The 22,556-nt window shown below is 72.6% G+C and carries 25 protein-coding genes; 17 read left to right on the forward strand and 8 right to left on the reverse strand.

Annotated features, from left to right (window positions below; all coding sequences use genetic code 11):
* Positions 1-48 precede the first annotated feature (48 nt).
* The 7 genes from ABZ312_RS37275 to ABZ312_RS37305 all read left to right on the forward strand — a co-directional run bounded on the left by ABZ312_RS37275 (position 49) and on the right by ABZ312_RS37305 (position 6,702).
* Positions 49-1,122, forward strand: coding sequence for a ParA family protein (locus tag ABZ312_RS37275; RefSeq protein WP_499511083.1), 1,074 nt, complete (start codon positions 49-51; stop codon positions 1,120-1,122).
* Positions 1,119-1,802, forward strand: a complete 684-nt coding sequence (locus ABZ312_RS37280; protein ID WP_500439646.1) for a hypothetical protein — start codon at positions 1,119-1,121, stop codon at positions 1,800-1,802. The genes ABZ312_RS37275 and ABZ312_RS37280 overlap by 4 nt, the downstream gene beginning before the upstream one ends.
* A 61-nt stretch (positions 1,803-1,863) precedes the next feature.
* Positions 1,864-3,075 carry a segregation and condensation protein A gene (locus ABZ312_RS37285; RefSeq protein WP_500439647.1) on the forward strand — a complete coding sequence of 404 codons (1,212 nt, stop codon included), beginning with the start codon at positions 1,864-1,866 and terminating at the stop codon, positions 3,073-3,075.
* Positions 3,020-3,697 (forward strand): SMC-Scp complex subunit ScpB, encoded by a 678-nt coding sequence (scpB, locus tag ABZ312_RS37290; RefSeq protein ID WP_500328560.1) that lies wholly within the window; start codon positions 3,020-3,022, stop codon positions 3,695-3,697. The genes ABZ312_RS37285 and scpB overlap by 56 nt, the downstream gene beginning before the upstream one ends.
* Positions 3,697-4,797, forward strand: a complete 1,101-nt coding sequence (locus tag ABZ312_RS37295) for a pseudouridine synthase (protein WP_500328558.1) — start codon at positions 3,697-3,699, stop codon at positions 4,795-4,797. Before scpB ends, ABZ312_RS37295 begins: the two co-directional genes overlap by 1 nt.
* Before the next feature lie 118 nt (positions 4,798-4,915).
* Positions 4,916-5,692, forward strand: coding sequence for a nucleotidyltransferase domain-containing protein (locus ABZ312_RS37300; protein WP_500328556.1), 777 nt, complete (start codon positions 4,916-4,918; stop codon positions 5,690-5,692).
* Positions 5,693-5,712: 20 nt separating this feature from the next.
* A complete protein-coding gene (locus ABZ312_RS37305; RefSeq protein WP_500328596.1) occupies positions 5,713-6,702 on the forward strand; it encodes an ADP-ribosylglycohydrolase family protein in 990 nt (329 codons plus the stop codon).
* On the opposite strand, the gene ABZ312_RS37310 is transcribed toward ABZ312_RS37305, so the two are convergent.
* The 5 genes from ABZ312_RS37310 to ABZ312_RS37330 form a co-directional block, all read right to left on the reverse strand.
* Positions 6,661-7,371, reverse strand: coding sequence for a nucleotidyltransferase domain-containing protein (locus tag ABZ312_RS37310; RefSeq protein WP_500328554.1), 711 nt, complete (start codon positions 7,369-7,371; stop codon positions 6,661-6,663). The two genes, ABZ312_RS37305 and ABZ312_RS37310, sit on opposite strands and share 42 nt — an antisense overlap.
* Positions 7,372-7,389: 18 nt before the next feature.
* Complete coding sequence (locus ABZ312_RS37315; RefSeq protein ID WP_500328553.1) at positions 7,390-7,842, reverse strand: Rieske (2Fe-2S) protein; 453 nt, start codon at positions 7,840-7,842, stop codon at positions 7,390-7,392.
* Positions 7,839-8,429, reverse strand: a complete 591-nt coding sequence (locus tag ABZ312_RS37320) for a DUF6529 family protein (protein ID WP_500328552.1) — start codon at positions 8,427-8,429, stop codon at positions 7,839-7,841. The genes ABZ312_RS37315 and ABZ312_RS37320 overlap by 4 nt, the downstream gene beginning before the upstream one ends.
* Before the next feature lie 33 nt (positions 8,430-8,462).
* Entirely contained in the window at positions 8,463-9,122 is a 660-nt protein-coding gene (locus ABZ312_RS37325) for a hypothetical protein (protein WP_500328550.1), read from the reverse strand.
* Positions 9,123-9,211: 89 nt separating this feature from the next.
* On the reverse strand, positions 9,212-9,574 hold the full coding sequence (locus ABZ312_RS37330) for a DUF952 domain-containing protein (RefSeq protein WP_500328549.1): 363 nt from the start codon (positions 9,572-9,574) through the stop codon (positions 9,212-9,214).
* A gap of 118 nt (positions 9,575-9,692) precedes the next feature.
* Between ABZ312_RS37330 and aroH the strand changes: the two genes are divergently transcribed.
* The 5 genes from aroH to der all read left to right on the forward strand — a co-directional run bounded on the left by aroH (position 9,693) and on the right by der (position 14,121).
* Complete coding sequence (gene aroH, locus ABZ312_RS37335) at positions 9,693-10,055, forward strand: chorismate mutase (protein WP_500328547.1); 363 nt, start codon at positions 9,693-9,695, stop codon at positions 10,053-10,055.
* Entirely contained in the window at positions 10,052-11,137 is a 1,086-nt protein-coding gene (locus tag ABZ312_RS37340) for a prephenate dehydrogenase (RefSeq protein ID WP_500359316.1), read from the forward strand. Before aroH ends, ABZ312_RS37340 begins: the two co-directional genes overlap by 4 nt.
* 90 nt (positions 11,138-11,227) lie before the next feature.
* A complete protein-coding gene (cmk, locus tag ABZ312_RS37345; RefSeq protein WP_499511069.1) occupies positions 11,228-11,941 on the forward strand; it encodes a (d)CMP kinase in 714 nt (237 codons plus the stop codon).
* On the forward strand, positions 11,899-12,597 hold the full coding sequence (locus tag ABZ312_RS37350; RefSeq protein ID WP_500328543.1) for a lysophospholipid acyltransferase family protein: 699 nt from the start codon (positions 11,899-11,901) through the stop codon (positions 12,595-12,597). Before cmk ends, ABZ312_RS37350 begins: the two co-directional genes overlap by 43 nt.
* A 66-nt stretch (positions 12,598-12,663) precedes the next feature.
* A complete protein-coding gene (der, locus tag ABZ312_RS37355) occupies positions 12,664-14,121 on the forward strand; it encodes a ribosome biogenesis GTPase Der (RefSeq protein WP_500328541.1) in 1,458 nt (485 codons plus the stop codon).
* A gap of 184 nt (positions 14,122-14,305) precedes the next feature.
* Here the strand turns inward: der and ABZ312_RS37360 are convergent, their stop codons facing one another.
* Both ABZ312_RS37360 and ABZ312_RS37365 read right to left on the reverse strand, forming a co-directional pair.
* Positions 14,306-14,548: a hypothetical protein gene (locus ABZ312_RS37360; RefSeq protein ID WP_500328539.1), complete on the reverse strand. Its 243-nt coding sequence runs from the start codon at positions 14,546-14,548 to the stop codon at positions 14,306-14,308.
* Positions 14,549-14,726: 178 nt separating this feature from the next.
* Positions 14,727-15,497 (reverse strand): DUF8842 C-terminal domain-containing protein, encoded by a 771-nt coding sequence (locus ABZ312_RS37365; RefSeq protein ID WP_500328537.1) that lies wholly within the window; start codon positions 15,495-15,497, stop codon positions 14,727-14,729.
* A gap of 537 nt (positions 15,498-16,034) precedes the next feature.
* On the opposite strand from ABZ312_RS37365, the gene ABZ312_RS37370 reads away from it, so the two are divergent.
* The 3 genes from ABZ312_RS37370 (at position 16,035) to ABZ312_RS37380 (ending at position 19,099) form a co-directional block, all read left to right on the forward strand.
* Positions 16,035-16,661 (forward strand): LysM peptidoglycan-binding domain-containing protein, encoded by a 627-nt coding sequence (locus tag ABZ312_RS37370; RefSeq protein ID WP_500328535.1) that lies wholly within the window; start codon positions 16,035-16,037, stop codon positions 16,659-16,661.
* 114 nt (positions 16,662-16,775) lie between these two features.
* Positions 16,776-17,273 (forward strand): transglycosylase family protein, encoded by a 498-nt coding sequence (locus ABZ312_RS37375; protein ID WP_500328533.1) that lies wholly within the window; start codon positions 16,776-16,778, stop codon positions 17,271-17,273.
* A 503-nt stretch (positions 17,274-17,776) separates the two neighbouring features.
* On the forward strand, positions 17,777-19,099 hold the full coding sequence (locus tag ABZ312_RS37380) for a glycosyltransferase family 4 protein (protein WP_500328532.1): 1,323 nt from the start codon (positions 17,777-17,779) through the stop codon (positions 19,097-19,099).
* Between the two features lie 45 nt (positions 19,100-19,144).
* On the opposite strand, the gene ctaD is transcribed toward ABZ312_RS37380, so the two are convergent.
* A complete protein-coding gene (gene ctaD, locus ABZ312_RS37385; protein WP_500439648.1) occupies positions 19,145-20,851 on the reverse strand; it encodes an aa3-type cytochrome oxidase subunit I in 1,707 nt (568 codons plus the stop codon).
* 204 nt (positions 20,852-21,055) lie between these two features.
* On the opposite strand from ctaD, the gene ABZ312_RS37390 reads away from it, so the two are divergent.
* Complete coding sequence (locus ABZ312_RS37390; RefSeq protein WP_500439649.1) at positions 21,056-21,976, forward strand: bifunctional DNA primase/polymerase; 921 nt, start codon at positions 21,056-21,058, stop codon at positions 21,974-21,976.
* A 4-nt stretch (positions 21,977-21,980) separates the two neighbouring features.
* A complete protein-coding gene (locus ABZ312_RS37395; protein ID WP_499511059.1) occupies positions 21,981-22,370 on the forward strand; it encodes a DUF779 domain-containing protein in 390 nt (129 codons plus the stop codon).
* Positions 22,371-22,556: the final 186 nt, after the last annotated feature.

Raw genomic sequence — 22,556 nt, forward strand, 5'->3', positions numbered from 1 at the left:
CGACTTGTGAATGAGTCGACATTTGCTCCCGGGGGTGGTCAGCCAGGAATGACCGTGCAGACCGACGGCTCCGCACGGCTCGAACCGGTGGCCTCCGTGGCCGTCCGGACGTTCGAGGCGCGCAGGACCGGGACAGACAACGAGACGCGTTACGCGAACCCCATGGCGCACTACGAAGAAGAGCTGCAGGACGGTCAGTTCTACGACCCCGACGCGGAGTACGAACCCGACCCCGAGTACGCGGCCACGCTCGCACCCGACGCGGCGCGCCAGCGCCGTGAGCGCGTGGGCCCCACCGGCCGCCCGTTGCCGTACTTCCCGATCCCCGGCCCACTGACGGACCACGGCCCGGCGAAGATCATCGCCATGTGCAACCAGAAGGGCGGCGTCGGCAAGACGACGTCCACCATCAACCTCGGTGCCGCGCTGGCCGAATACGGCCGCCGCGTCCTCCTGGTCGACTTCGACCCGCAGGGCGCGCTCTCCGTCGGCCTCGGCGTCAACCCGATGGAACTGGACGTCACGGTCTACAACTTGCTGATGGAGCGCGGGCTCTCGGCCGACGAGGTGCTGCTGAAGACCGCGGTGCCCGGCATGGACCTGCTGCCCAGCAACATCGACCTGTCGGCCGCGGAAGTCCAGTTGGTCAGCGAGGTGGCCCGCGAGTCCTCGCTGCAGCGCGCGTTGAAGCCGCTGCTGCCCGACTACGACTACGTCATCATCGACTGTCAGCCCTCGCTCGGCCTGCTGACCGTCAACGCCCTGACCGCGGCCCACCAGGTGATCGTCCCGCTGGAGTGCGAGTTCTTCGCGCTGCGCGGTGTCGCGCTGCTCACCGAGACCATCGAGAAGGTCAGGGAACGGCTCAACCCCGAGCTGGAGCTGGACGGCATCCTCGCCACGATGTACGACTCGCGCACCGTGCACAGCCGCGAGGTGCTGGCGCGGGTCGTCGAGGCCTTCGACGACCACGTCTACCACACCGTCATCGGACGGACCGTCCGCTTCCCGGAGACGACGGTCGCCGGTGAGCCGATCACCACCTACGCCTCCAATTCGGTCGGCGCCGCCGCCTATCGCCAGCTCGCCAGGGAGGTGCTCGCCCGGTGTCACGCCGAGTGAGTCTCCCGGGGGCCGACGAACTGTTCCGCACCACCGGGGGGCGGGGGCTCCAGTCCGCGACGCCGCGGCAGCACGCCAACGGCGAGACTCCCGGCACGGGCACGGGCACGGGCACGGGCACGGGCCCCGGCGGCGGCCCCGGCACGGACTCCGGCGCGCCCGGCGAACGCCCGCTGCGGCCCGTGCCCGCCCCCGCCGAGGAGCCGGCGCCCGAGGAGGCGCCCGTCAGCGAGTCCGCGGCGCCCTCCGAAGCCGCCGAGCACGGCGGACGGGACGCCGGCACCGACCCCGGCACCGCGCCCGCCCCCGCGGCCCGCTCCGTCCCCGAGCAGGCGGGTCCGTCCGGTCCGGCCGTCCGGCGCGGCCTGCAGGCCCCCGGAACGGGCTCCACGGGCCCCCAGGCGGCTCCGCAGCCGCCGCAGCCCCCGCAGCCGCGCCGCAAGTCCGGTCGGGCCCCCAGGCGGCCCAGCGGGCGCGAGCGCCACGACGAGAAGATCACCGTCTACGTCTCCGCCGAGGAGCTGATGGACCTCGAGCACGCCCGCCTCGTCCTGCGCGGGGAGCACGGGCTCGCCGTGGACCGCGGGCGCATCGTCCGCGAAGCGGTCGCGGTGGTCCTGGCCGACCTCGAGTCCCGCGGCGACGCGAGCATCCTCGTACGCCGCCTGCGCGGCCGCTGACGCGCTCCGCGCGATACGGTGCCGTCCTCCGTACGGCCCCGTCAGCACCATCTGGACCCCCATGCCCCCCGACGACACCGCCAGCCCGCAGCGCTCCCGCCGCCTCCTCGGCCGCGGTCCCGGCGCGAACCCCGTGCCGCCTCCGGCCGTGGCCGACGAGGGCGCGGGCGAGGCGGGCAGTGACTTCGGCCACACCGCGCCCGCGGCGCCGCCGCCACCTGCCGCCGTCGAAGCAGCGGCGGAGGCCGTCCCGCAGCCCGAGGGGCACCTGCTCGTCGCGGAGCCGCCGCCCGCACCGGAGGCGGGGGACGACGGACCCCAGGCCGCGCCGGACGGGGAGCCGCAGCCTGCCGGCGAGCCGGGTGACGAGCCGGGTGACGAGGGGAACGCCGAGGAGGGCGCCGCCGCGAACGACGGCCGGTTCACCGTCCGGCTGGCGAACTTCGAGGGCCCCTTCGACCTGCTGCTGCAGCTGATCTCCAAGCACAAGCTCGACGTCACCGAGGTCGCCCTGTCCAAGGTGACGGACGAGTTCATGGCGCACATCCGCGCCATGGGACCGGACTGGGACCTGGACCAGACCACGGAGTTCCTGGTCGTCGCGGCGACGCTGCTGGACCTGAAGGCCGCGCGCCTGCTGCCCGCCGCCGAGGTGGAGGACGAGGAGGACCTCGCCCTGCTGGAGGCCCGGGACCTGCTCTTCGCCCGGCTGCTCCAGTACCGCGCCTACAAGCAGATCGCCGCGATCTTCGCCGAGCGGCTGGAGGCCGAGGCGCTGCACCACCCCCGCACCGTGGGACTGGAGCCGCAGCACGCCGAGCTGCTGCCCGAGGTGGTGCTGAGCATCGGTCCGGAACGCTTCGCGCAGCTCGCCGTCAAGGCGATGCAGCCGAAGCCGAAGCCGCAGGTGTACGTGGACCACATCCACGCGCCGTTGGTGAGCGTCCGCGAGCAGGCGGAGCACGTCATCGCGATGCTGCGCGAACGCGGCGAGGCGAGCTTCACGGAGCTCACCTTCGACGCCCCCGACACCCTGACGGTCGTCGCGCGCTTCCTGGCACTCCTGGAGCTTTACCGGGAGAAGGCGGTGGCGCTCGAGCAGGAGGAGGCCCTGGGTACGCTCCGGGTCCGCTGGACGGGTGGCGAGGCGGCACCGGCCCAGCCGCTCGTCACCGACGAATTCGACCAAGTGCCGGCCGCCGCGAAGGACGGGAAGGATGGCCGACGTGACGGAGGTGACCGGGGTGACCGAGGCGGTCGAGGGGACCGGTGAGGCGGCGGAGGGCGCGCCCGCGGGGCTGCTGTCCGTGGCGGAGCTGGAGCTGAGGCCCGCCCTGGAGGCGGTCCTGATGGTCGTCGACGAACCCGTCACCGAGGAGACCCTGTCGAAGGTGCTGGAGCGCCCGCGCCGGGAGATCGCGATCGCGCTCCACGACCTCGCGGAGGAGTACGCCGCGCAGGGCCGCGGCTTCGACCTGCGCCTGATCGCGGGCGGCTGGCGGTTCTACACCCGGCCCGCGTACGCCGCGGCCGTCGAGAAGTTCGTCCTGGACGGCCAGCAGGCCCGGCTGACCCAGGCCGCGCTGGAGACGTTGGCGGTCGTCGCGTACCGGCAGCCGGTGAGCCGGTCCCGGGTCTCCGCGGTGCGCGGGGTCAACTGCGACGGCGTGATGCGCACCCTTCTGCAGCGGGGTCTGGTGGAAGAGTGTGGGACGGAAGCCGAGACAGGTGCGATCCTGTACAGGACGACGAACTACTTCCTGGAGCGGATGGGCCTGCGCGGCCTGGACGAGCTGCCCGAGCTCGCCCCGTTCCTCCCGGAGGCGGCCGCCGTCGAGGCGGACTCCCTGGAGGGCGTCCCCTCATTCGACCCGGACTCGACGACGGATACTTGATGCGAAGCAGTAGCGGCAGCGGCAGGAACAGCGGCGGCAACCGGAATCCCCGGGGTGCCGATGGGGGCACGTCCCGGTCCAGGACCGGGGGGCAGCGCGACGACCAGCAGAAGCGCGCGGGCCGGCCCCGTCCGGAGGAGCGGCGCTACGACGTCGGCGGCAGCTCCGGCGGCCCCGGTGGAGCGGGCGGAGCCGCCAAGCGCGGCACCGGCGGCAGGCCGGGCGGCACCGGCGGCAAGCCGGGCGGTGCCTCGGGCAAGCCCCGCAAGTCCACGCCCGCGCGCCCGCGCGAACTCGACGCCCAGATCGAGGAGCGCAACCGCGAGCGGCACAGCAAGCCCAAGCTGAACCTCCCCAAGACCTTCCCGGGCGCCGAGCAGGAGGGCGAGCGCCTGCAGAAGGTGCTGGCCCGGGCGGGCATGGGCTCGCGCCGCGCGTGCGAGGAGCTGATCGAGCAGCGCCGTGTCGAGGTGAACGGCAAGATCGTCACCGAGCAGGGCCTGCGCGTGGACCCGGACAAGGACGAGGTGCGCGTCGACGGGCTGACCGTCGCCACGCAGTCGTACCTGTTCTTCGCCCTGAACAAACCGGCCGGCGTCGTCTCCACGATGGAGGACCCCGAGGGCCGCCAGTGCCTCGGCGACTACGTCACCAACCGCGAGACCCGGCTGTTCCACGTCGGGCGGCTGGACACCGAGACCGAGGGCATCATCCTGCTCACCAACCACGGCGAGCTGGCCCACCGTCTGACCCACCCCCGATACGGCGTGCAGAAGACGTACCTCGCCGCGATCAACGGCGTGCTGCCGCGCGACATCGGCAAGCAGCTCAAGAGCGGCATCGAGCTGGAGGACGGCTGGGCCCGCGCCGACAGCTTCCGCGTCGTGCAGCAGACCGGCAAGAACTACCTCGTCGAGGTGACCCTGCACGAGGGCCGCAAGCACATCGTCCGCCGCATGCTGGCCGAGGCGGGCTTCCCGGTCGACAAGCTGGTCCGCACCAGCTTCGGCCCGATCGCGCTCGGCGACCAGAAGTCCGGGTGGCTGCGGCGGCTCACCAACACCGAGGTGGGCATGCTCATGCGCGAGGTCGACCTCTGAGCCGTCCGGTCCCCGCCGTCACGGGCCGGTCCGCGCCCCCTGCCGGACCGGTTCTCTGACCGGCTTCCCATCGGATAAGGACTTTCCCGGAGGACGCCGTTCCGGGAAGGATGGCGCCATGACCATCCACGCCGAACGTCTGCGCGGGGCCGGGCTGCCCGAACTCTCCCCGGTCCTCGCGCAGCAGGGACACCCGTTGCTGTTCGCCACCGTCTCCGGTGCGCACCTGTACGGCTTCCCGTCCCGCGACTCCGACGTGGACCTGCGCGGCGTCCACCTCCTCCCGCTGTCCGACCTGATCGGGCTGCGGGAGGGCGAGGAGACCCAGACCCGCATGTGGGAGCAGGACGGCCTCGAACTCGACCTGGTCACCCACGACCTGCTGAAGTTCGCCCGTCTCATGCTGCGGCGCAACGGCTACGTCCTGGAGCAGCTGCTGTCCCCGCTCGTGGTGCACACCAGCGGCGTCCACGCCCAACTGGTCGACCTGGCACCCGGGGTCATCACCAGCCACCACGCCCACCACTACCGGGGCTTCGCCCGTACCCAGTGGGAGCTGTACGAGAAGACCGGCGAGCTCAAGCCGCTGCTCTACACCTTCCGGGTGCTGCTGACCGGCATCCACCTGATGCGCACCGGCACCGTCGAGGCGCACCTGCCGACGCTGCTGGACCACGTCACCGCCCCCGGGTACGTCCGCGAACTCATCCACGAGAAGGCCGTCGCCGAGCACGGCCTCGCCATGGACCTCGACCCGCGCCGCGTCCGCGCCGACGTCGAGGCCCTGCACGCCGGTCTGGACGACGCGCAGCGGGACACCCGGCTGCCCGGCGAGCCGGCGGCCTACGACGCCCTCCACGACCTGGTCGTGCGCACCCGGGTGGCCGCGGCGTGAGACGGGCCGCCTCGGGGGCGATGGCGGGGCTGGCGATCGGTGACGCGCTCGGTTTCCCCACGGAGTTCAACGACGTCCCGTCGATCCTCGCCAAGTGCGGTCCGTGGCGGGAGATGGAGCTGCCCCGCCCGGCCTTCGTCACCGACGACACGCAGATGACGCTCGCCCTCGCCCGCGGGCTGCGCACGGCGATGGACCGCGGCCCCCTCACGCCGTCCCGGCTCGCCCGCCCGGTGCGCGAGGAGTACGTCGACTGGTACCACTCGCCCGACAACAACCGCGCCCCCGGCCGCACCTGCCTGGTCGCCTGCGAGAAGCTGGACCACCCGGACCGGCCCTGGCAGGAGGCCAGCCAGACCGGCTCCAAGGGCTGCGGCGCGAACATGCGGGTCGCCCCGGTCGGCCTCGTCCCCGGCCTGCGCCCCGAGGAAAGGGCGGGGGCGGCCCAGTTGCAGTCCGCGCTCACCCACGGCCACCCCACGGCGCTCGCGGCCTCGGACCTCACCGCGCACGCCGTCCACCTGCTCGCTCAGGGCGCCGCGCCCGCGGAACTGACCACCCTGCTGCGCGGCTACGCGATGGAGCAGCGCGACACGTACCACGAGTGGTGGCTCGGCGACCTGTGGCTGCGTGCCCAGGACCACGGCCCGGTGGCCTTCGTCCGGCGCGGCTGGGACGAGTGCCTCGGGGTGCTCGACCGCCTCGACGAGGCGCTCGCGGCGCCCGACCGGGAGGCCGACCCGTGCCTGGCCGGCGGCGCGGGCTGGATCGCCGAGGAGGCGTTCGCGACCGGCCTGCTGTGCTTCCTGCTCTTCCCCGACGAACCCGTCACCGCGGTGCGCCGGGCGGCGTGCTCCTCGGGGGACTCCGACTCCATCGCCTGCCTGACGGGCGCCTTCGCCGGCGCGCACCACGGTCTCGCGGCCTGGCCGGACGCCTGGGTGGAGCGCATCGAGCACCGCGACGAACTACTGGCCCTCGGCGCCCTCTGGGACGGTGACGGCGGCTGACGCCCGCCGGACCCGGACGAGGAAGTCCTCGACGCGGGCCCGGTCCGGCTCGTCCGGGAGCGGACTGCGCGGCGCGGCGGCTTCGGCCTCCCCGTACAGCCGGAGCATCCAGGACTCCGTCTCGGACCAGCCGACCTCGCCGCGCTTGACCGCCAGCAACCGCTCCCGGTGGTCGCCGACCCCTATGCGCAGTTCGCCGGTGCGCAGCAGGTCGCGGGCGCTGATCAGCAGACGCAGCAGGTGCATGGCGTGCTTCCAGCGGGGCGCGCCGTGCGTGCGGACGTCGGCCTCCAGCTTCCGCAGCTGGCCGGTGGCGTAGCGGGCGAAGCTCTCGTGGACGTGCCGGGACAGGAAGGCGCCGCGCAGGGCGAGCAGTTCCTTCCCGGTGTCGTCCACGTGCTCGACGAGCGGGGAGTGGAGGCACTCCAGGATGTTGGGGTTGGCGCGCAGCGCGAGCTCGCAGAACCGCTCCAGCTCCCAGGAGAACTGCTCGGGCTCCGGGCCGTCCACGTGGCGGGGCGGCTTGTCGAACCGCCAGAAGAGCGGCGTGGGCGCCACGTACACCCCGCGGCGGTCGGTGTCACTGCCGTCCGTGGCCAGGCCGAAGGCGCGTGAGCCCATCACACAGGCGTAGACGGTGTGCCGGCGTACGAGGTCGTGGTCGCGCATGGACGGGGATCGTACGGGCTACACGAGGAAGATCTCGCCGTCTTTTTCGGTGATCTCCTCGGGGGGAAGCGGCTTCTTGGCCGGTCCCGCGGCCACCGAGGCGTCGGTGATGCGGAACTTGCTGCCGTGGCAGGGGCAGTTGATGGTGCCGTCGGAGACGCTGTTCACGATGCAACCCTGGTGGGTGCAGACGGCTGAGAAGGCCTTGAACTCGCCGGCCTGGGGCTGGGTCACCACGACCTTCTTGTCCGTGATCACCGTGCCGCCGCCCACGGGCACGTCGGCCGCCTTCACCAGCGCCGCGCCCTCCCCCGACGGGGGAGCGGAGGCCGGTGCCGAGCTCGGCGCGGAGACGGGCTCCGAGGCCGGTGGTGGCGCGGAGGTCGCCGCCGCGGGCGGCGCGCTCTCTTCGCCGTACTTGCTGCAACCCGCCAGCGCTGCCGTGGACAGCAGCACCATGCGTCGCTTCATGTCGTCACCCCGACCGTTCTGAAGAACCACAACGCGGACGTAAGCCACAGCACCGTCAGCGCCGTGAAGACCAGCCCGCCGACGACCGGCAGCAGCCAGCCCGGCAGTCGCTCGGCCCGCAGCAGCAGCATCTTTGCGGTGAATGCCCCGAAAAAGAAGCACCCGAGCAGCGAGTGCCCCATCACGCGGCTGCTGTACGTCTGATAGCCCAACGCGTACAGGCAGTGCACGGCGACCGGGATGGCCAGCAGGAACGCGATCCGGCCCGACCAGCGGTGCAGCCCTCCGGTCCAGGAGGGGGCGCGGACGCCCGGCACCTTGCCGTACATCACCAGCGCCGAGACCGCCTGCACCAGGGCGAAGGCGAAGGCGGCCGTGGCGAGCCAGGACTTGACCGCGCCCGTGCTGGAGAAACCGGCCAGGTTGAAGGCGGTGCCGGCCGGGTCGTGCACCCTGCCGTACGCGCCGAGGGCGACCGCGACCGCCGCGGCGGCGACCGCGGGGACGAGGAACACGGCGACCCGTCGGCGGGGGCGCGGTGACGGGGCCGGGAAGGACGTGGTGGCGGCGTTCGGGTCCACGTTCATGGGGCGCTCCTGCTCCTGCCTGCGGGCGGACGGTCAGGGGATCGGCCGTGCGGTGAGCTGCGTGCCGTCCACGGTCACGGCGCCGGTGGCGGGGTCGATGACGGGCGCCGCCGACGGTTCGCCGTCGCGCGAGACGATCCCCACCTGCTTGCCGTTCGGGAGCACGATCCAGCCGCCGACGACCCGCGCGCCGCGCACCGAGGCGGTCGCCCGGTACAGACCGGACGGCTTGACCGCGCGCTGCGCGGTGAAGGGCTGCTCCACGCCGGTCAGCCGCACCTCGCCGGTGACGCGGCCGCCCTCCAGGGTGCCCTCCAGCGAGGCGCCCCGGTCGCCGGTCAGGCGCATGCCGCCGTCTTCCCGGACGTCGCCGCGCAGCCAGGCCTCCTTGGTGCGCCCGTCGCAGACGTACGCGACGGCCTTGCCGTCGCGCAGCGCGATCGCGACGCTCGCCGCGTCGTCGCCGGTGCGGCCCGCGTAGTCCGCGTCCGGGCGGGGGACCGCGGTGCTGCGGGACGGGGAGGCCGCGGGGGCCGACGACGGCGGGGCGGCGGACGGCGTCCGGCTCGCGGCCGGCGGGCCGCCGCCCTTCGGCCCCACCTGCGGCGGTTCCGTCGTCGCGTTGAGCGACAGCATGATCAGCGCGAGTGCCAGCCCCGCGAGGAGCGTGTGGAGCGGTCCGGAACGCTTCATGTCCGCCTCCCCCGAGGCCGCGCGGTCAGGGCACCATCGAAGCGGACGGCCCGCCCCGCGTCCAGGGGCGTGTCAGGACGAAGCGGCGCTCACGACCACACCGCCAGCGCCACCGCGCGACCCTCCGTGTCCCGCTGCACCTCCAGCATCCCGACCACCGCGCTGCGGTTGATGCGCCCGTACACGTGCGGGAAGCGCGTCTCCTGCGGGACCCCCGGCGGCGGCACCGGATCGGCGTCCTCCCACAGCACACGGGCCTCCAGGGCCTCCTCGTCGATCAGCAGCACCATCAGCGGGCCCGGGGTGCCCCGGTAGAAGGCGTCGGCGACGGCGAGCGCAACCGCCTCGTCGGGCGCGCAGTGCACGAACCCGTCCTCGGCGAGCGACGAGGGCGCGTACGGACGGTCCGGGTCGCGCAGCCAGTCGTCCAGCGGAACAAGGTGGAAGATCATGCTTCATGGTGTACCGCAGCACCCCTGGCGTCTCGCAGGGCGGGCGTGTCCGCCGCGCCCCGTCCGCCCCGACTACGCTGACCAGGTACGTGCGCGCAGCAACACAGGGAGCGATGACGTGGCGGTACGAGCGGTCCGCGGAGCCGTCCAGCTGGAGCGGGACGAGGCGGAGCACATGCACGAGCAGGTCGCCGAGCTGCTCACCGCCATCCTGGAGCGCAACGGCATCGCGGTGGACGACCTGATCAGCGTCTGGTTCACCGCCACCCCGGACCTCCACAGCGACTTCCCGGCGGTCGCCGCGCGCAAGCTCGGCATCACCGACGTGCCGCTGATCTGCGCGCAGGAACTCGACATCGCCGGCGCCATGCCCCGGGTCGTGCGCATCCTCGCCCACGTCGAGTCCGGCCTGTCCAAGGGTGAGATCTCCCACGTCTACCTCGGCGCCGCGGCCGCCCTCCGCAAGGACATCGCCCAGTGAGAACCGCCCTCGTCATCGGTACCGGCCTCATCGGCACATCCGCCGCCCTCGCGCTCGCCGCGCGCGGCGTCGAGGTCCACCTGGAGGACCACGACCCCGCCGTGGTGCGCACCGCCGCCGCGCTCGGCGCGGGCACCGACGAACCCCCGTCCGGCCGGGTCGACCTCGCGATCGTCGCCGTGCCGCCGGCCCACGTCGCCGCGACCGTCGCCGACGCCCAGCGCCGCGGGCTCGCCCGCGGCTACCTGGACGTCGCCAGCGTCAAGGCCGGACCGCGCCGCGACCTGGAGGCGCTCGGCTGCGACCTGACCTCGTACATCGGCACGCACCCCATGTCCGGCCGCGAGCGCTCCGGCCCCCTGGCCGCGACCGCCGACCTCTTCGAGGGCCGCCCCTGGGTGCTCACCCCGACCCCGGTCACCGAGACCGAGGTGCTCAACCTCGCCCTGGAGCTGGTCGCGCTCTGCCGCGCCGTCCCCGTCGTGATGGACGCCGACGCCCACGACCGCGCCGTCGCCCTCGTCTCGCACACCCCCCAGCTGGTCTCCAGCATGGTCGCGGCGCGGCTGCAGCACGCCGAGGACAGCGCGGTCCGCCTGTGCGGCCAGGGCATCCGCGACGTCACCCGGGTCGCGGGCTCGCAGCCCGGCATGTGGATCGACATCCTCTCCGCCAACCCCGGCCCGGTCGCCGACGTCCTCGCCGATCTCGCCGCCGACCTGACGGAGACCGTCGAGTCCCTGCGGGCCCTGCAGTCCGCGGACGACGTCAAGCGCCGCGACGGCGCCGCCGGCATCGAGGACCTCCTCCGCCGCGGCAACGCCGGCCGGTCCAAGGTCCCCGGCAAGCACGGCTCCGCCCCCAAGTCCTACGACGTCGTCGCCGTCCTCATCGGCGACCAGCCGGGGGAGCTCGCGCGGCTCTTCGGGGACACGGGGGCGGCGGGGGTCAACATCGAGGACGTGCGGATCGAGCATTCGACGGGGCAGCAGGCGGGTCTGGTCCAGTTGATGGTGGAGCCGGCTGCGGCGGCCCGTTTGTCGGCGGCGTTGCGGGAGCGTGGCTGGTCGCTGCGCGCCTGAGCGGGGGGCCCGGGAATTCGTGGTACGGAGCCGAATGGGTGGGCCGGTAACCTTGTGGGGATGGCATTGCGCCAGCCGTGTACCTGCTCCATGCACAAGGAAGGTCCCCCGACTGTGTCGAATCCGGTGATCGTCGCGATCGACGGCCCCTCGGGCACTGGCAAGTCCAGCACTTCGAAGGCGGTCGCGGCCAAGCTCGGCCTGAGCTACCTGGACACCGGAGCGCAGTACCGGGCGATGACCTGGTGGATGCTGAGCAACGGCGTCGACGTGAACGACGCAGCCGCCGTGGCGACCGCCGCCGAGAAGCCGGTGATCGTCTCCGGGTCCGACCCGGCGGCGCCCACGATCACGGTGGACGGCGTGGACGCCTCCGGCCCGATCCGCACCCAGGAGGTCACCGCGGCGGTCAGCGCCGTCAGTGCGGTGCCGGAGGTGCGCAGCCGCCTGGTCGGGCTGCAGCGCGACGCGGCCACCGCCGCGCCCGCCGGCATCGTCGTCGAGGGCCGCGACATCGGCACCACGGTGCTGCCGGACGCCACCGTCAAGATCTTCCTCACCGCCTCCCCGGAGGCCCGCGCCGCCCGCCGCGGCGGCGAGCTGAAGGCCACCGGCAGCGCCCAGGTCGACCTCGTGGCGACCCGGGAGGCCCTCGTACGGCGCGACGCGGCGGACTCCGGCCGCAAGACCTCCCCGCTGGCGAAGGCGGACGACGCCATGGAGGTCGACACCAGCGAGCTCACCCTCGACCAGGTCATCGAGTGCGTCGTCACCCTCATCGAGGAGAAGCGGGCGGCTTCGTGAGCGACTCCTCCGCGGTTCCGGGACCGAAGGGCGCGGCCGTCGGCCGCCGCATCGGCATCGGGATCATCAACAGCCTCTGGCGCCCCCGGGTGCTCGGCGCCTGGCGGTTGCCCGCCTCGGGGCCGGTGATCCTGGCCGTGAACCACTCGCACTACGTGGACGGGCCGGTGCTCATGGGCACCTGCCCGCGCCCGGTGCACTTCCTGATCAAGAAGGAGGCGTTCATCGGGCCGCTGGACCCGTTCCTGCGTGGGATCGGCCAGCTCCCGGTGGACCGCCACAGCACCGACCGCACCGCGGTGACCAGCGCGCTCGGCGTGCTGGAGCGCGGCGGGGTCCTGGGGATCTTCCCCGAGGGCACCCGGGGCGAGGGCGACTTCGCCGACCTGCGGGCGGGCCTGGCGTACTTCGCGGTGCGCTCCGGCGCGCCCATAGTGCCGGTCGCGGTCCTCGGCACGTCCCGGCCGGGACGGCTGATCCGCGGCCTGCCGCCAGTGCGCGGCCGGGTCGACATCGTCTTCGGCGACCCCTTCGACGCCGGTGACGGCAGCGGACGCCGTACGCGTACGGCACTGGACGCCGCCACCGTGCGCATCCAGAAGCACCTGAGCGGACACCTCGAGTACGCCCGGCGCACCACGGGCCGCGCCTCCTAGCGTCGGCCTGATCCACACTGGGGCGTGCAAGCCCCCGCACATTTGACGATCGACGGAGAAGCTTTCATGGACATCGAGAACGAGTACGGCGAAGTCGGCGCGCTCGACGACGCCGAGTACGCCGAGTTCATGGAGCTCGCCGCCGAGGAGGGTTTCGACCTCGACGAGGTCGCGGGCGACCTCGCGGCGGCGGGCCACGGCCCGCTGCCGGTCGTCGCGGTCGTCGGCCGCCCGAACGTCGGCAAGTCGACGCTGGTGAACCGGATCATCGGCCGCCGTGAGGCGGTCGTCGAGGACCGTCCCGGCGTCACCCGCGACCGCGTCACGTACGAGGCCGACTGGAACGGCCGCCGCTTCAAGGTCGTCGACACCGGCGGCTGGGAGCAGGACGTCCTCGGCATCGACGCGTCCGTGGCCGCGCAGGCCGAGTTCGCGATCGAGGCCGCCGACGCGGTGGTCTTCGTGGTGGACGCCACGGTCGGCGCGACCGACACCGACGAGGCCGTCGTCAAGCTGCTCCGCAAGGCCGGCAAGCCGGTCGTACTGTGCGCCAACAAGGTCGACGGCCCCTCGGGCGAGGCGGACGCCGCCATGCTGTGGAACCTGGGCCTCGGCGAGCCCTTCCCGGTCTCGTCGCTGCACGGCCGCGGCACCGGCGACCTGCTGGACGCGATGCTGGAGGCGCTCCCCGAGGCGCCGATGCAGTCCTTCGCCAACACCATCGGCGGCCCGCGCCGCGTCGCGCTGATCGGCCGCCCGAACGTCGGCAAGTCCTCGCTGCTGAACAAGGTGGCGGGCGAGGAGCGCGTCGTCGTCAACGAGCAGGCCGGCACGACCCGCGACCCGGTCGACGAGCTCATCGAGCTCGGCGGCAAGATCTGGAAGTTCGTGGACACCGCGGGCATCCGCCGCCGCGTCCACCTCCAGGAGGGCGCGGACTACTACGCCTCGCTGCGCACCGCGGCCGCCCTGGAGAAGGCGGAGGTCGCCGTCGTCCTGATCGACGCCGGCGAGACCCTGGCCGAGCAGGACACCCGCATCATCTCGCTGGCCGTCGAGGCGGGCCGCGCCATCGTCATCGCCTACAACAAGTGGGACCTGCTGGACGAGGAGCGGCGCTACTACCTCGAGCGCGAGATCGAGAAGGACCTCGTGCAGGTCCAGTGGGCGCCCCGGGTGAACGTCTCCGCCCGCACCGGCCGCCACATGGAGAAGCTGGTCCCGGCCATCGAGTCCGCCCTGGCGGGCTGGGAGACCCGGGTCCCCACCGGCCGTCTCAACGCCTTCCTGGGCGAGCTCGTCGCCGCCCACCCCCACCCGATCCGCGGCGGCAAGCAGCCCCGCATCCTCTTCGGAACCCAGGCCGGCACCAAGCCCCCGCGCTTCGTGCTCTTCGCCTCCGGCTTCCTGGAGGCGGGCTACCGCCGCTTCATCGAGCGCCGGCTGCGTGAGGAGTTCGGGTTCGTGGGGACGCCGATCCAGGTGTCGGTGCGGGTGCGGGAGAAGCGCGGTCGGAAGAAGTAGCCCCTGCGGGGGTGGGCGTGGTGCCGCCTGTCTGGTCGTTCCTGTGGGGGTGATCGGGCGGGCGGTTCTTCGTGGGGGTCTGCGGCCGCAAGAAGTAGCCCTGCCGGGGCCGGACATGGTGCCGCCCGCCGGGTCGCCTCCCCAGGGGGGGCGATCGGGCGGGCGGTTCGCCGTGCGGGGTGGGTCAGAGGCCGCCGTGCATGCGGTTCTCCGCGAGGCCCGGGGGGAGGGCCGGAAGGTCGCCGCGGTGGCGGCCGGAGCGGTAGGGGGAGTTGGCGCCACCGCGGTCGGCGAAGCCGTTGAACTGCAGGTCCTCCTCGCCGGTGCGGTCGCCGGGGAGGGTGCGGAAGAGCCTGCGGTACTCGGAGTAGAGCGCGTCGTAGATCGGCGTGCCCTCGCTCACGGACGCCTCCTGCGCGGTGCGCATGGGGGGGATGGGGCTGCGGAACTGGGCTCGTGAGGAAGCGTCAAAGGTGTGCACGTCGTGGCAACGAGCGGCTCATCTGCGGGGATGCGGGTCGTACGGATGAATCACGCATATGCACTGCCATAGGCCAAAGGCGCGTACGGGCAGCCGTACGCGCCTTTGGCCGGAGCCGGGGGGATCAGGTGCCGGAGAGCGGCATCGTCGCCGCGACGAGGAGTCCGCGCCCGCAGGCGCGTTCCAGGGCGTCGCGCAGCAGGTCCTCGCGGGGCTGCTGGCCGATGGTGCCGTGCGGGGCGGCGTACACGTACACCTCGTTGGACCGGTTGACCGCCTGGCGCCAGCCCTCGCTCACCGCGAGCGGCTGGTGCGCCTGCCACCACGCGCCGGCGGAGCCGGGCTGCAGGATGGCGTGCAACTGCCCCATGGCCAGCAGCACGGACCAGCCGGGCAGCGGGGAGGGCGGCGTGGACAGGTCGTTCACGGGGAGGAAGCCCTGCTCGATCAGGATCGGCAGGAAGTCGTCACCGGGGCCGCTGTCGCCGGGGCGGGCGATCGGGCCGGTGGGCTCGATGACCAGGGCCGGGCACACCTCCTCCTTGATGAGGACGAGGCCGCAGGTGATGCCGAGCACCGCCTGGCGCGGAGCTGTGGCCGCCGCGGCGCCGGACGGCTCCTCACCGGCGATGCTCTGCACCGCTCCCTGCAGTTGCTCCTCCGAGACGGGCACGACCTGGGAGGGGATGCAGGTCGCGTGGGCGAAGGCGAGCACGGCGGTCTCCTCGCCGACGAAGAGCACCGTGCTGGTGCGCTCCGTGGCGGTGTCCCCAGGGGTACGGCAGGAGGTGCAGTCGTACGTGCCGGGCGCGCTGTCGCCCGCCAGCAGGCGTGCCGCCTCCTCATCGCCGATCTCGGCTCGTACCTCGTCGCTGACGTCGAGCATGGGCGGCACTGAAGCCTCCTTGAAATGTACGGCTACGGGCTCCTTTGCCGGGCCTCGCCCGGCACATAGTGACAACGGCCGATCTGTGGCGGGAGTCACGGCCTTCTTGGCGCGTGCTCGTGCGCCCGCGTGCGGAGGGTGAGCGGCGGTGCGGAGCCGGTCACTCCAAGTCCCACCTTTCACCCCGGGAAGCCTCCGTGCCTATGAGTCGGGTCACACGGCGCATATACGCTGTGCGGATATGCCGCAAAAAACACCATCAATCCGGTGTCCTCAACAGGTCGTTACTACCGGTAACCATCAAGTGGCCTGCGGCGTAAGGGGTTTGTTTGGCGACGGAACGCGACCCTGCCTAGATTTGCCCGCCGTGTGCAGAGAGCACCACCCGGGAGGGCTCGCACGGAGGGTGACCGTGGATCCGAAATCCATCGGTCGGCGAGCGAAGGGGACGGGGGCCGCGCCGGATGCGTGGGGACCCCGTCCGTCGGGTGCCGTACCGGAGGTACGGCGCCATGGGGGAACCCCGGGTCCGTGGAGAGGGATTCCATGGCCGTATCAGCCAAGTACCGTCAGTCCGCAGTCGTAGCCGGCGTCACCGTGCTGACCCCGCTGGCCCTCATGGCCGTCGCGGGGCCCGCGAAGGCCGCCGACGGCGGGGTCTGGGACCGCATCGCGAGCTGCGAGAGCGGCGGGAACTGGCACATCAACACCGGCAACGGGTACTACGGAGGACTCCAGTTCTCGGCCGGGACCTGGCGCGCCTACGGCGGCACCGCGTACGCGGCGACCGCCGACCGGGCGAGCCGTGAGCAGCAGATCGCCGTCGCCGCCAAGGTGCAGCGGGCGCAGGGCTGGGGCGCCTGGCCCACCTGCTCCGCCCGCGCCGGCGCCTACGGGAGCGCACCCGCCCGCGGGACCGCCCCGGCCGCGCCGAAGGCGAAGCGGCACACCGCCCCGGCGCCCGCGCAGCAGTCGCGCGGCAGCGGCGGTCACGCCGACCGCGGCCAGAGCCGGGCGAAGGGGCACGGCAACTACAGCGTCCGCGGCGGCGACACCCTGAGCGGCATCGCGGCCGCCCACGGGACGACCTGGAAGAAGCTGTACGCCGTCAACCGGTCCGTGATCGGCACCGACCCCAACCTGATCTACCCGGGACAGCGGCTGTCGGTCTGACCTCCCGCGCACTCCCGGCCCACCCGGCGGGGCGTGCTCCGACCGGGTGGGCCGGGGGGCGCGCACGGCGCGGCGGGCGACGGCGCCCGCCGCACCGTGCCTAGCCTGGCCCGCATGTCCCGTCCCCGCCGTCTCGCGGTGACCGCTTTCGCTCTGCTCGCCACGTGGGCGGCCCTGGCTCCCGGAGCGCGGGCCGACGGGCACGCCCCCGTCTGGCTGGAACTGGCGACCTGCGAGAGCAGCAACCGCTGGAAGACCAACACCGGCAACGGCTTCTACGGTGGGCTGCAGATCTTCCAGCCCACCTGGGTCGAGCACGGCGGTCTCGACCTGGCCGCCAGGCCCGACCGCGCGACCCCCGACCAGCAGATGACCGTCGCCGAGGAGATCCTCCGCGACCAGGGCTGGGAGGCCTGGCCGACCTGCGCGCAGCGCCTGCGGCTGGCCGGCCGGGCGCACGCGGTCCAGCCCGGCGAGACCCTGGAGGGAGTCGCCCGGCGCTTCAACGTCAGCGGCGGCGCGGCCGAGCTGTACCGGCTCAACCAGGACGTCATCGGCTCCGACCCGACCCGGCAGCTCACGCCCGGGACACTGCTGCGCCTGCCGCGCTGAGCCCGCTGGACCCTGGCCGGGTGCGGCGGGTCCTGGCGGGTCCTGGTCATGACGTGCCTGAATTCGTGTCATCTTATGGCCATGTCAACCGATTAGTGGAAATACGTCGTGTGCGGCAATACCCTGAACGGTCCGTCCGCCCAAAGCCGCGATGTGTGCGGCCCGTCGCTCCCGCCGCGCTCTCAGGTGCTCGCCGAACCGTCCGTCACCTCTCGGGCCCGCCCGTCCGTAGCCCGGTGGAGTGACGCGGCGAGCGGCCGCCGGGGCGGCTGGGTGACGGAGGGGGGCGGCATCGAGCGCAATTGCTTCGACGTGCCGCAGCTGGGCCACCGTGCCTGACGGGCGCGATCCGGAAGGATACCGACCGGTCACGGGGACATCACAGTGCGTATACGGCGAGGGGCAGGGAAGGTGAAGGAACGCAACCTAAGGGCCGGGGCGATCGTCTTGCCTGCACGAAGTGCGGGCGGGAGCCCGCGGGGAGCGGGAGAACACGGGGACGCATGCGCATTTCCATACTGATTCACAACGCCTACGGGGTCGGTGGCACCATCCGCACGACCTACAACCTGGCCGGCGCCCTGGCCGAGCGCCACGAGGTCGAGATCGTCTCCGTGTACCGCCACCGCGACGAACCTTCCTTCGCCCTCGACCCGCAGGTCCGGCTGCGGCACCTGGTGGACCTGCGCAGGAGCAGCGACACGTGCGACCTCGACGACCCGCTGTACCACCGGCCGGCGAAGGTCTTCCCCTCCGGTGAGAACCGCTACGAGCAGTACAGCGCCCTCACCGACCAGCGGATCGCCGCCCACCTCGCGGCGCTCGACGCCGACGTCGTCATCGGCACCCGCCCCGGGCTGAACGTCCACATCGCCCTGCAGGCGCCGCGTCACGTGGTCCGGATCGCACAGGAGCACCTGACGCTCGACACCCACTCGCTGGCGCTGGTCCTCAGGCTGCGCCGGCTCTACCCCCGGCTGGACGCGGTCACCACCACGACGGAGGCCGACGCCGTCTGCTACCGCCGCAGACTGTGGCTGCCCGGCGTACGGGTGCTCGCCCTGCCGAACAGCGTCCCCGACCCGGGTGTCGTGCCCAGCGCCCTGGACGCCAAGTACGTGGTCGCGGCGGGCCGGCTGGCCCCCGTGAAGCGTTACGGCGACCTCATCAGGGCCTTCGCCAAGGTCTCGGTCGAACACCCGGACTGGGGCCTGCGGTTATACGGCACCGGTGGGCAGAAGGAGAAGCTGGAACAGCTCATCGAGCGCCTGGAACTCGGCGACCGGGTGACGATGATGGGGACAGTGACGCCGATCGAGCCGGAGATGGCCAAGGGCTCGCTGCTGGCGGTCTCCTCCAGCATGGAGTCATTCGGCATGACGATCGTCGAGGCGATGCGCGTGGGGCTGCCGGTGGTCAGCACCGACTGCCCGCTCGGTCCCGGCGAGATCATCAGCGACGGGGTCGACGGCCTGCTGGTGCCCCCGCGTGACGTCGACGCCCTTGCCGCCGCGATGCTCCGGCTGATCAACGACGACGAGCTGCGCCGCCGGATGGGCCGGGCGGCCCTGGACAAGGGCGCCAGCTACGACCCCGCGGAGATCGCCAGGAGCTGCGAACGCCTGCTGGAGGAGCTGCTGGCCCGCCGGACGGGCCCCTCGGGACGGCTGCGCGCGGCCTGGCGCCACGTCGGCGGACTGGGGATGGGCGTGCTGTACGCGGGCAAGGACCTTGCCCGTGCGGCGAAGCGGCGGGCCCGCAGGCTGCGCAAGAAGCTGCGGGCCGCGGCGCGCAGGCGGCTCGGCGGGCGGACGCGGAGGGGCTGAACCCCGGGCGGGTGACGGCGCTGCCGGTGCCGCGACCGGGCGCCGTCAGTCCTGGCCGCCGGCACCGGGCTCGACGGCGTCGCGGCGGCCGGTGGAGCGTGCCTGGTCGAGGGCGGCGACCTCCGGGTGGTGCAGGTCGAAGGCGGGGGACTCGGAACGGATCTGCGGCAGCGTCGAGAAGTTGTGCCGTGGTGGCGGGCAGGAGGTCGCCCATTCCAGCGAACGGCCGAAGCCCCAGGGGTCGTCGACCTCCACGCGCCGGCCGTACTTGGCGGTCCGCCACACGTTGTAGAGGAACGGCAGGGTGGACAGGCCCAGCAGGAACGCCCCGATCGTCGAGATCGTGTTGAGCACGGTGAAGCCGTCCGCCGCCAGGTAGTCGGCGTACCGCCGGGGCATGCCCTCAACGCCCAGCCAGTGCTGGACGAGGAAGGTGGTGTGGAAGCCGACGAACAGCGTCCAGAACTGGATCCTCCCCAGCCGCTCGTCGAGCATCTTCCCGGTGAACTTAGGCCACCAGAAGAAGAAGCCGGCGAACATCGCGAAGACCACCGTCCCGAAGACCACGTAGTGGAAGTGGGCCACCACGAAGTACGAGTCGCTGACCTGGAAGTCCAGCGGGGGCGAGGCGAGGATGACCCCGGTGAGGCCGCCGAACAGGAAGCTCACCAGGAAGCCGACGGCCCACAGCATCGGTGTCTCGAAGGACAGCGAGCCGTGCAGCATCGTGCCGATCCAGTTGAAGAACTTCACCCCGGTCGGCACGGCGATCAGGAACGACAGCAGCGAGAAGAACGGCAGCAGCACGGCGCCGGTGACGAACATGTGGTGCGCCCACACCACCATCGACAGCCCGGTGATGGCCGTCGTCGCGCCCACCAGCGTCGCGTAGCCGAACACCGGCTTGCGCGAGAACACCGGGATGACCTCGGTGATGATGCCGAAGAACGGCAGCGCGATGATGTACACCTCCGGGTGGCCGAAGAACCAGAACAGGTGCTGCCACAGCAGCGCCCCGCCGTTGCCCGGCTCGAAGACCAGCGAGCCGAAGCGCCGGTCCGCCTCCAGCACCAGCAGCGTCGCCGCCAGCACGGGGAAGGCCATCAGCACCAGCACCGAGGTGAAGAGCACGTTCCAGGTGAAGATCGGCATCCGGAACATGGTCATGCCCGGCGCGCGCATCCCCACGATCGTCGCGACGAAGTTGACCGCGCCCAGGATGGTGCCGAAGCCCGACAGCGCCAGCCCCATGATCCACATGTCGGCGCCGATCCCGGGCGAGCGGGTGAGGCTGTTCAGCGGCGCGTAGGCGAACCAGCCGAAGGAGGCGCCCCCGGTGGGCGTCAGGAAGCTCCCGAGCACGATCAGGCCGCCGAAGAGGAACAGCCAGTACGACAGCATGTTCAGCCGGGGGAAGGCGACGTCGGGCGAGCCGATCTGCAGCGGCATGATCTCGTTGGCGAAGCCCGCGAAGGTCGGGGTGGCGAAGAGCAGCAGCATGACCGTGCCGTGGATCGTGAACAGCTGGTTGTAGCCGTCGTTCGACATCAGCTGCAGGCCGGGGCGGGCGAGCTCGGCGCGCATCAGCAGCGCCATGAGTCCCGCGGCGAGGAAGAAGCCGAACGACGTGATCAGGTAGAGGTGCCCGATCTTCTTGTGGTCGGTGGTGGTCAGCCATTCCACCATCAGCCGTCCCGGCCGCCGGGGCGCCGCCGCCCGGTCGGTCGCGGTCTGCGTTGCGTTCGTCCCCATCGGCGCGTTCCCTCGCGGTAGGAGATCCTGCCGGCACTCGGTCTTCCGTACTCGCATCTTCCGTACAGTCTCGGGCAGACGACCCGTCATGTGACGGACCGGGACGGGACGGCCGTGCCGCGCGCCGTCGGTGCGCCATTGAGTGGAGGGTCGAACGAAAGTACGATAAAGGGGCCATGCCGTAGCGCACCGAGGGGGCACCCCGTGACGCATCCGGACCACGACCGCGCGCTGCAGTGCGCGCTCGCCGCCGGGCGGCGCGGCTTCCCCGTCATCCCGCTGTCGCGGACCAAGCTCCCCGCGGTCCGTTCGCCGCACCGGGGGGAGACCGGGCGCGGGATGTGCCGCGGCCAGTGCGGACGGCTCGGCCACGGCGTGCACGACGCCGCCACCGAGCCCGCCCGGATAACCGAGATGTTCGCGGCGGCCCCCTGGGCCAGCGGGTACGGGATCGCGTGCGGACGCTCACCGCACTACTTGATCGGCCTCGACCTGGACCGCAAGGACGGCGTCGACGGCGTGACCGACCTGGTGGACCTGGCCGCCCGGTGGGGCTTCGCCGTGCCGTGGACGCGCACGGTCATCACCCCGAGCGGCGGCCGGCACCTGTGGCTGCGCGGCCCGGCCGAGGCGATCGTGCCCAACTCCGTGCGCCGGCTCGGCAACGGGATCGACGTGCGCGGCAGCGGCGGCTACCTCGTGGGACCCGGCTCGGTGACCACCGCCGGGCTCTACCGCTGGGACCCGCCGACGGCCTCGATGCCGCCGGCCGCCGTGCCCAAGCGGCTGCTGCGGCTGCTGCTGACGACCCCCCAGCGCCGTGCCGCGCGTGCCGCGGCGGGCGCGCCGGCGGGCGCCGGGTCGGGTGCCGGGACGGGCGGGGGCACGGCCGGGCCGCTGATCCGCTTCGTGCTGGGCTCGTCGGTGGGGGAGCGCAACGAGCGGCTGTTCTGGGCCGCCTGCCGCGCGTTCGAGAACGGCCACGGCGACCGGGTCGCCGCGGAGATGGTCGGGGCGGCCGTCAGCACCGGCCTGTCGGAGCGCGAGGCGGAGTCGACGGTGGGTTCCGCCCGTCGGCATGTCCTGCGGGGGTCTGGCGGGCGGCGCTCGGCGGGAGCACTCTGACCCCATGACCTCTATCGCACCGAGGGCCGGCCGGGTCGCCGTCACCGAGGAGGCCGCGGGGCTGCTGCGGCGTCTCGCCGACCAGCACGGCCCGTTGATGTTCCACCAGTCCGGCGGCTGCTGCGACGGCAGCTCGCCCATGTGCTATCCGCGGGGGGAGTTCCTCACCGGGGACTCCGACGTGCACCTCGGCGACCTCGACGTCCTGGGCATCGACCCGGTGGCGGTGTGGATGTCGCGCGACCAGTTCGCCTACTGGAGCCACACGCATCTGACGATCGACGTGGTGCCGGGGCGCGGCAGCGGCTTCTCGCTGGAGGCGCCGACGGGCAACCGGTTCCTCATTCGGTCCCGGTTGCTGACGGATGAAGAGCTGTCGACGCTGGGGATGTGATGTGAGGGAAGTGTGTGGACCGTTTCCCGGAATTCCGTGGCGGCCGGCCCGGACGCTTTTCGGCGGCCGGGTCCGCGAATTCGGCGGGTGATTGGAAAAGTCGCCCCCAAAGAGTGAACGGTGCACGCCAAACGCTGCCCTGGATTCTGTGACAGAAGTGTGACGATCAAGTCGGCCGCCGTCTTC

It is taken from the genome of Streptomyces sp. NPDC006207 (assembly GCF_040613835.1).
GTDB lineage: Bacteria > Actinomycetota > Actinomycetes > Streptomycetales > Streptomycetaceae > Actinacidiphila.

What these genes read in the sequence shown, in the direction of transcription:
- ABZ312_RS37375 (WP_500328533.1), top strand. Translation starts at nt 16,776, where the DNA reads ATGTCCCGTCCCCGCCGTCTCGCGGTGACCGCTTTCGCTCTGCTCGCC.
- ABZ312_RS37325 (WP_500328550.1), bottom strand. Translation starts at nt 9,122, where the DNA reads ATGAAGCGTTCCGGACCGCTCCACACGCTCCTCGCGGGGCTGGCACTC.
- ctaD (WP_500439648.1), bottom strand. Translation starts at nt 20,851, where the DNA reads ATGGGGACGAACGCAACGCAGACCGCGACCGACCGGGCGGCGGCGCCC.
- cmk (WP_499511069.1), top strand. Translation starts at nt 11,228, where the DNA reads ATGCACAAGGAAGGTCCCCCGACTGTGTCGAATCCGGTGATCGTCGCG.
- scpB (WP_500328560.1), top strand. Translation starts at nt 3,020, where the DNA reads ATGGCCGACGTGACGGAGGTGACCGGGGTGACCGAGGCGGTCGAGGGG.
- ABZ312_RS37320 (WP_500328552.1), bottom strand. Translation starts at nt 8,429, where the DNA reads ATGAACGTGGACCCGAACGCCGCCACCACGTCCTTCCCGGCCCCGTCA.
- ABZ312_RS37305 (WP_500328596.1), top strand. Translation starts at nt 5,713, where the DNA reads ATGGCGGGGCTGGCGATCGGTGACGCGCTCGGTTTCCCCACGGAGTTC.
- ABZ312_RS37275 (WP_499511083.1), top strand. Translation starts at nt 49, where the DNA reads ATGACCGTGCAGACCGACGGCTCCGCACGGCTCGAACCGGTGGCCTCC.
- ABZ312_RS37310 (WP_500328554.1), bottom strand. Translation starts at nt 7,371, where the DNA reads ATGCGCGACCACGACCTCGTACGCCGGCACACCGTCTACGCCTGTGTG.
- ABZ312_RS37315 (WP_500328553.1), bottom strand. Translation starts at nt 7,842, where the DNA reads ATGAAGCGACGCATGGTGCTGCTGTCCACGGCAGCGCTGGCGGGTTGC.
- der (WP_500328541.1), top strand. Translation starts at nt 12,664, where the DNA reads ATGGACATCGAGAACGAGTACGGCGAAGTCGGCGCGCTCGACGACGCC.
- ABZ312_RS37370 (WP_500328535.1), top strand. Translation starts at nt 16,035, where the DNA reads ATGGCCGTATCAGCCAAGTACCGTCAGTCCGCAGTCGTAGCCGGCGTC.
- ABZ312_RS37285 (WP_500439647.1), top strand. Translation starts at nt 1,864, where the DNA reads ATGCCCCCCGACGACACCGCCAGCCCGCAGCGCTCCCGCCGCCTCCTC.
- ABZ312_RS37360 (WP_500328539.1), bottom strand. Translation starts at nt 14,548, where the DNA reads ATGCGCACCGCGCAGGAGGCGTCCGTGAGCGAGGGCACGCCGATCTAC.
- ABZ312_RS37295 (WP_500328558.1), top strand. Translation starts at nt 3,697, where the DNA reads ATGCGAAGCAGTAGCGGCAGCGGCAGGAACAGCGGCGGCAACCGGAAT.
- ABZ312_RS37395 (WP_499511059.1), top strand. Translation starts at nt 21,981, where the DNA reads ATGACCTCTATCGCACCGAGGGCCGGCCGGGTCGCCGTCACCGAGGAG.
- ABZ312_RS37380 (WP_500328532.1), top strand. Translation starts at nt 17,777, where the DNA reads ATGCGCATTTCCATACTGATTCACAACGCCTACGGGGTCGGTGGCACC.
- ABZ312_RS37300 (WP_500328556.1), top strand. Translation starts at nt 4,916, where the DNA reads ATGACCATCCACGCCGAACGTCTGCGCGGGGCCGGGCTGCCCGAACTC.
- ABZ312_RS37330 (WP_500328549.1), bottom strand. Translation starts at nt 9,574, where the DNA reads ATGATCTTCCACCTTGTTCCGCTGGACGACTGGCTGCGCGACCCGGAC.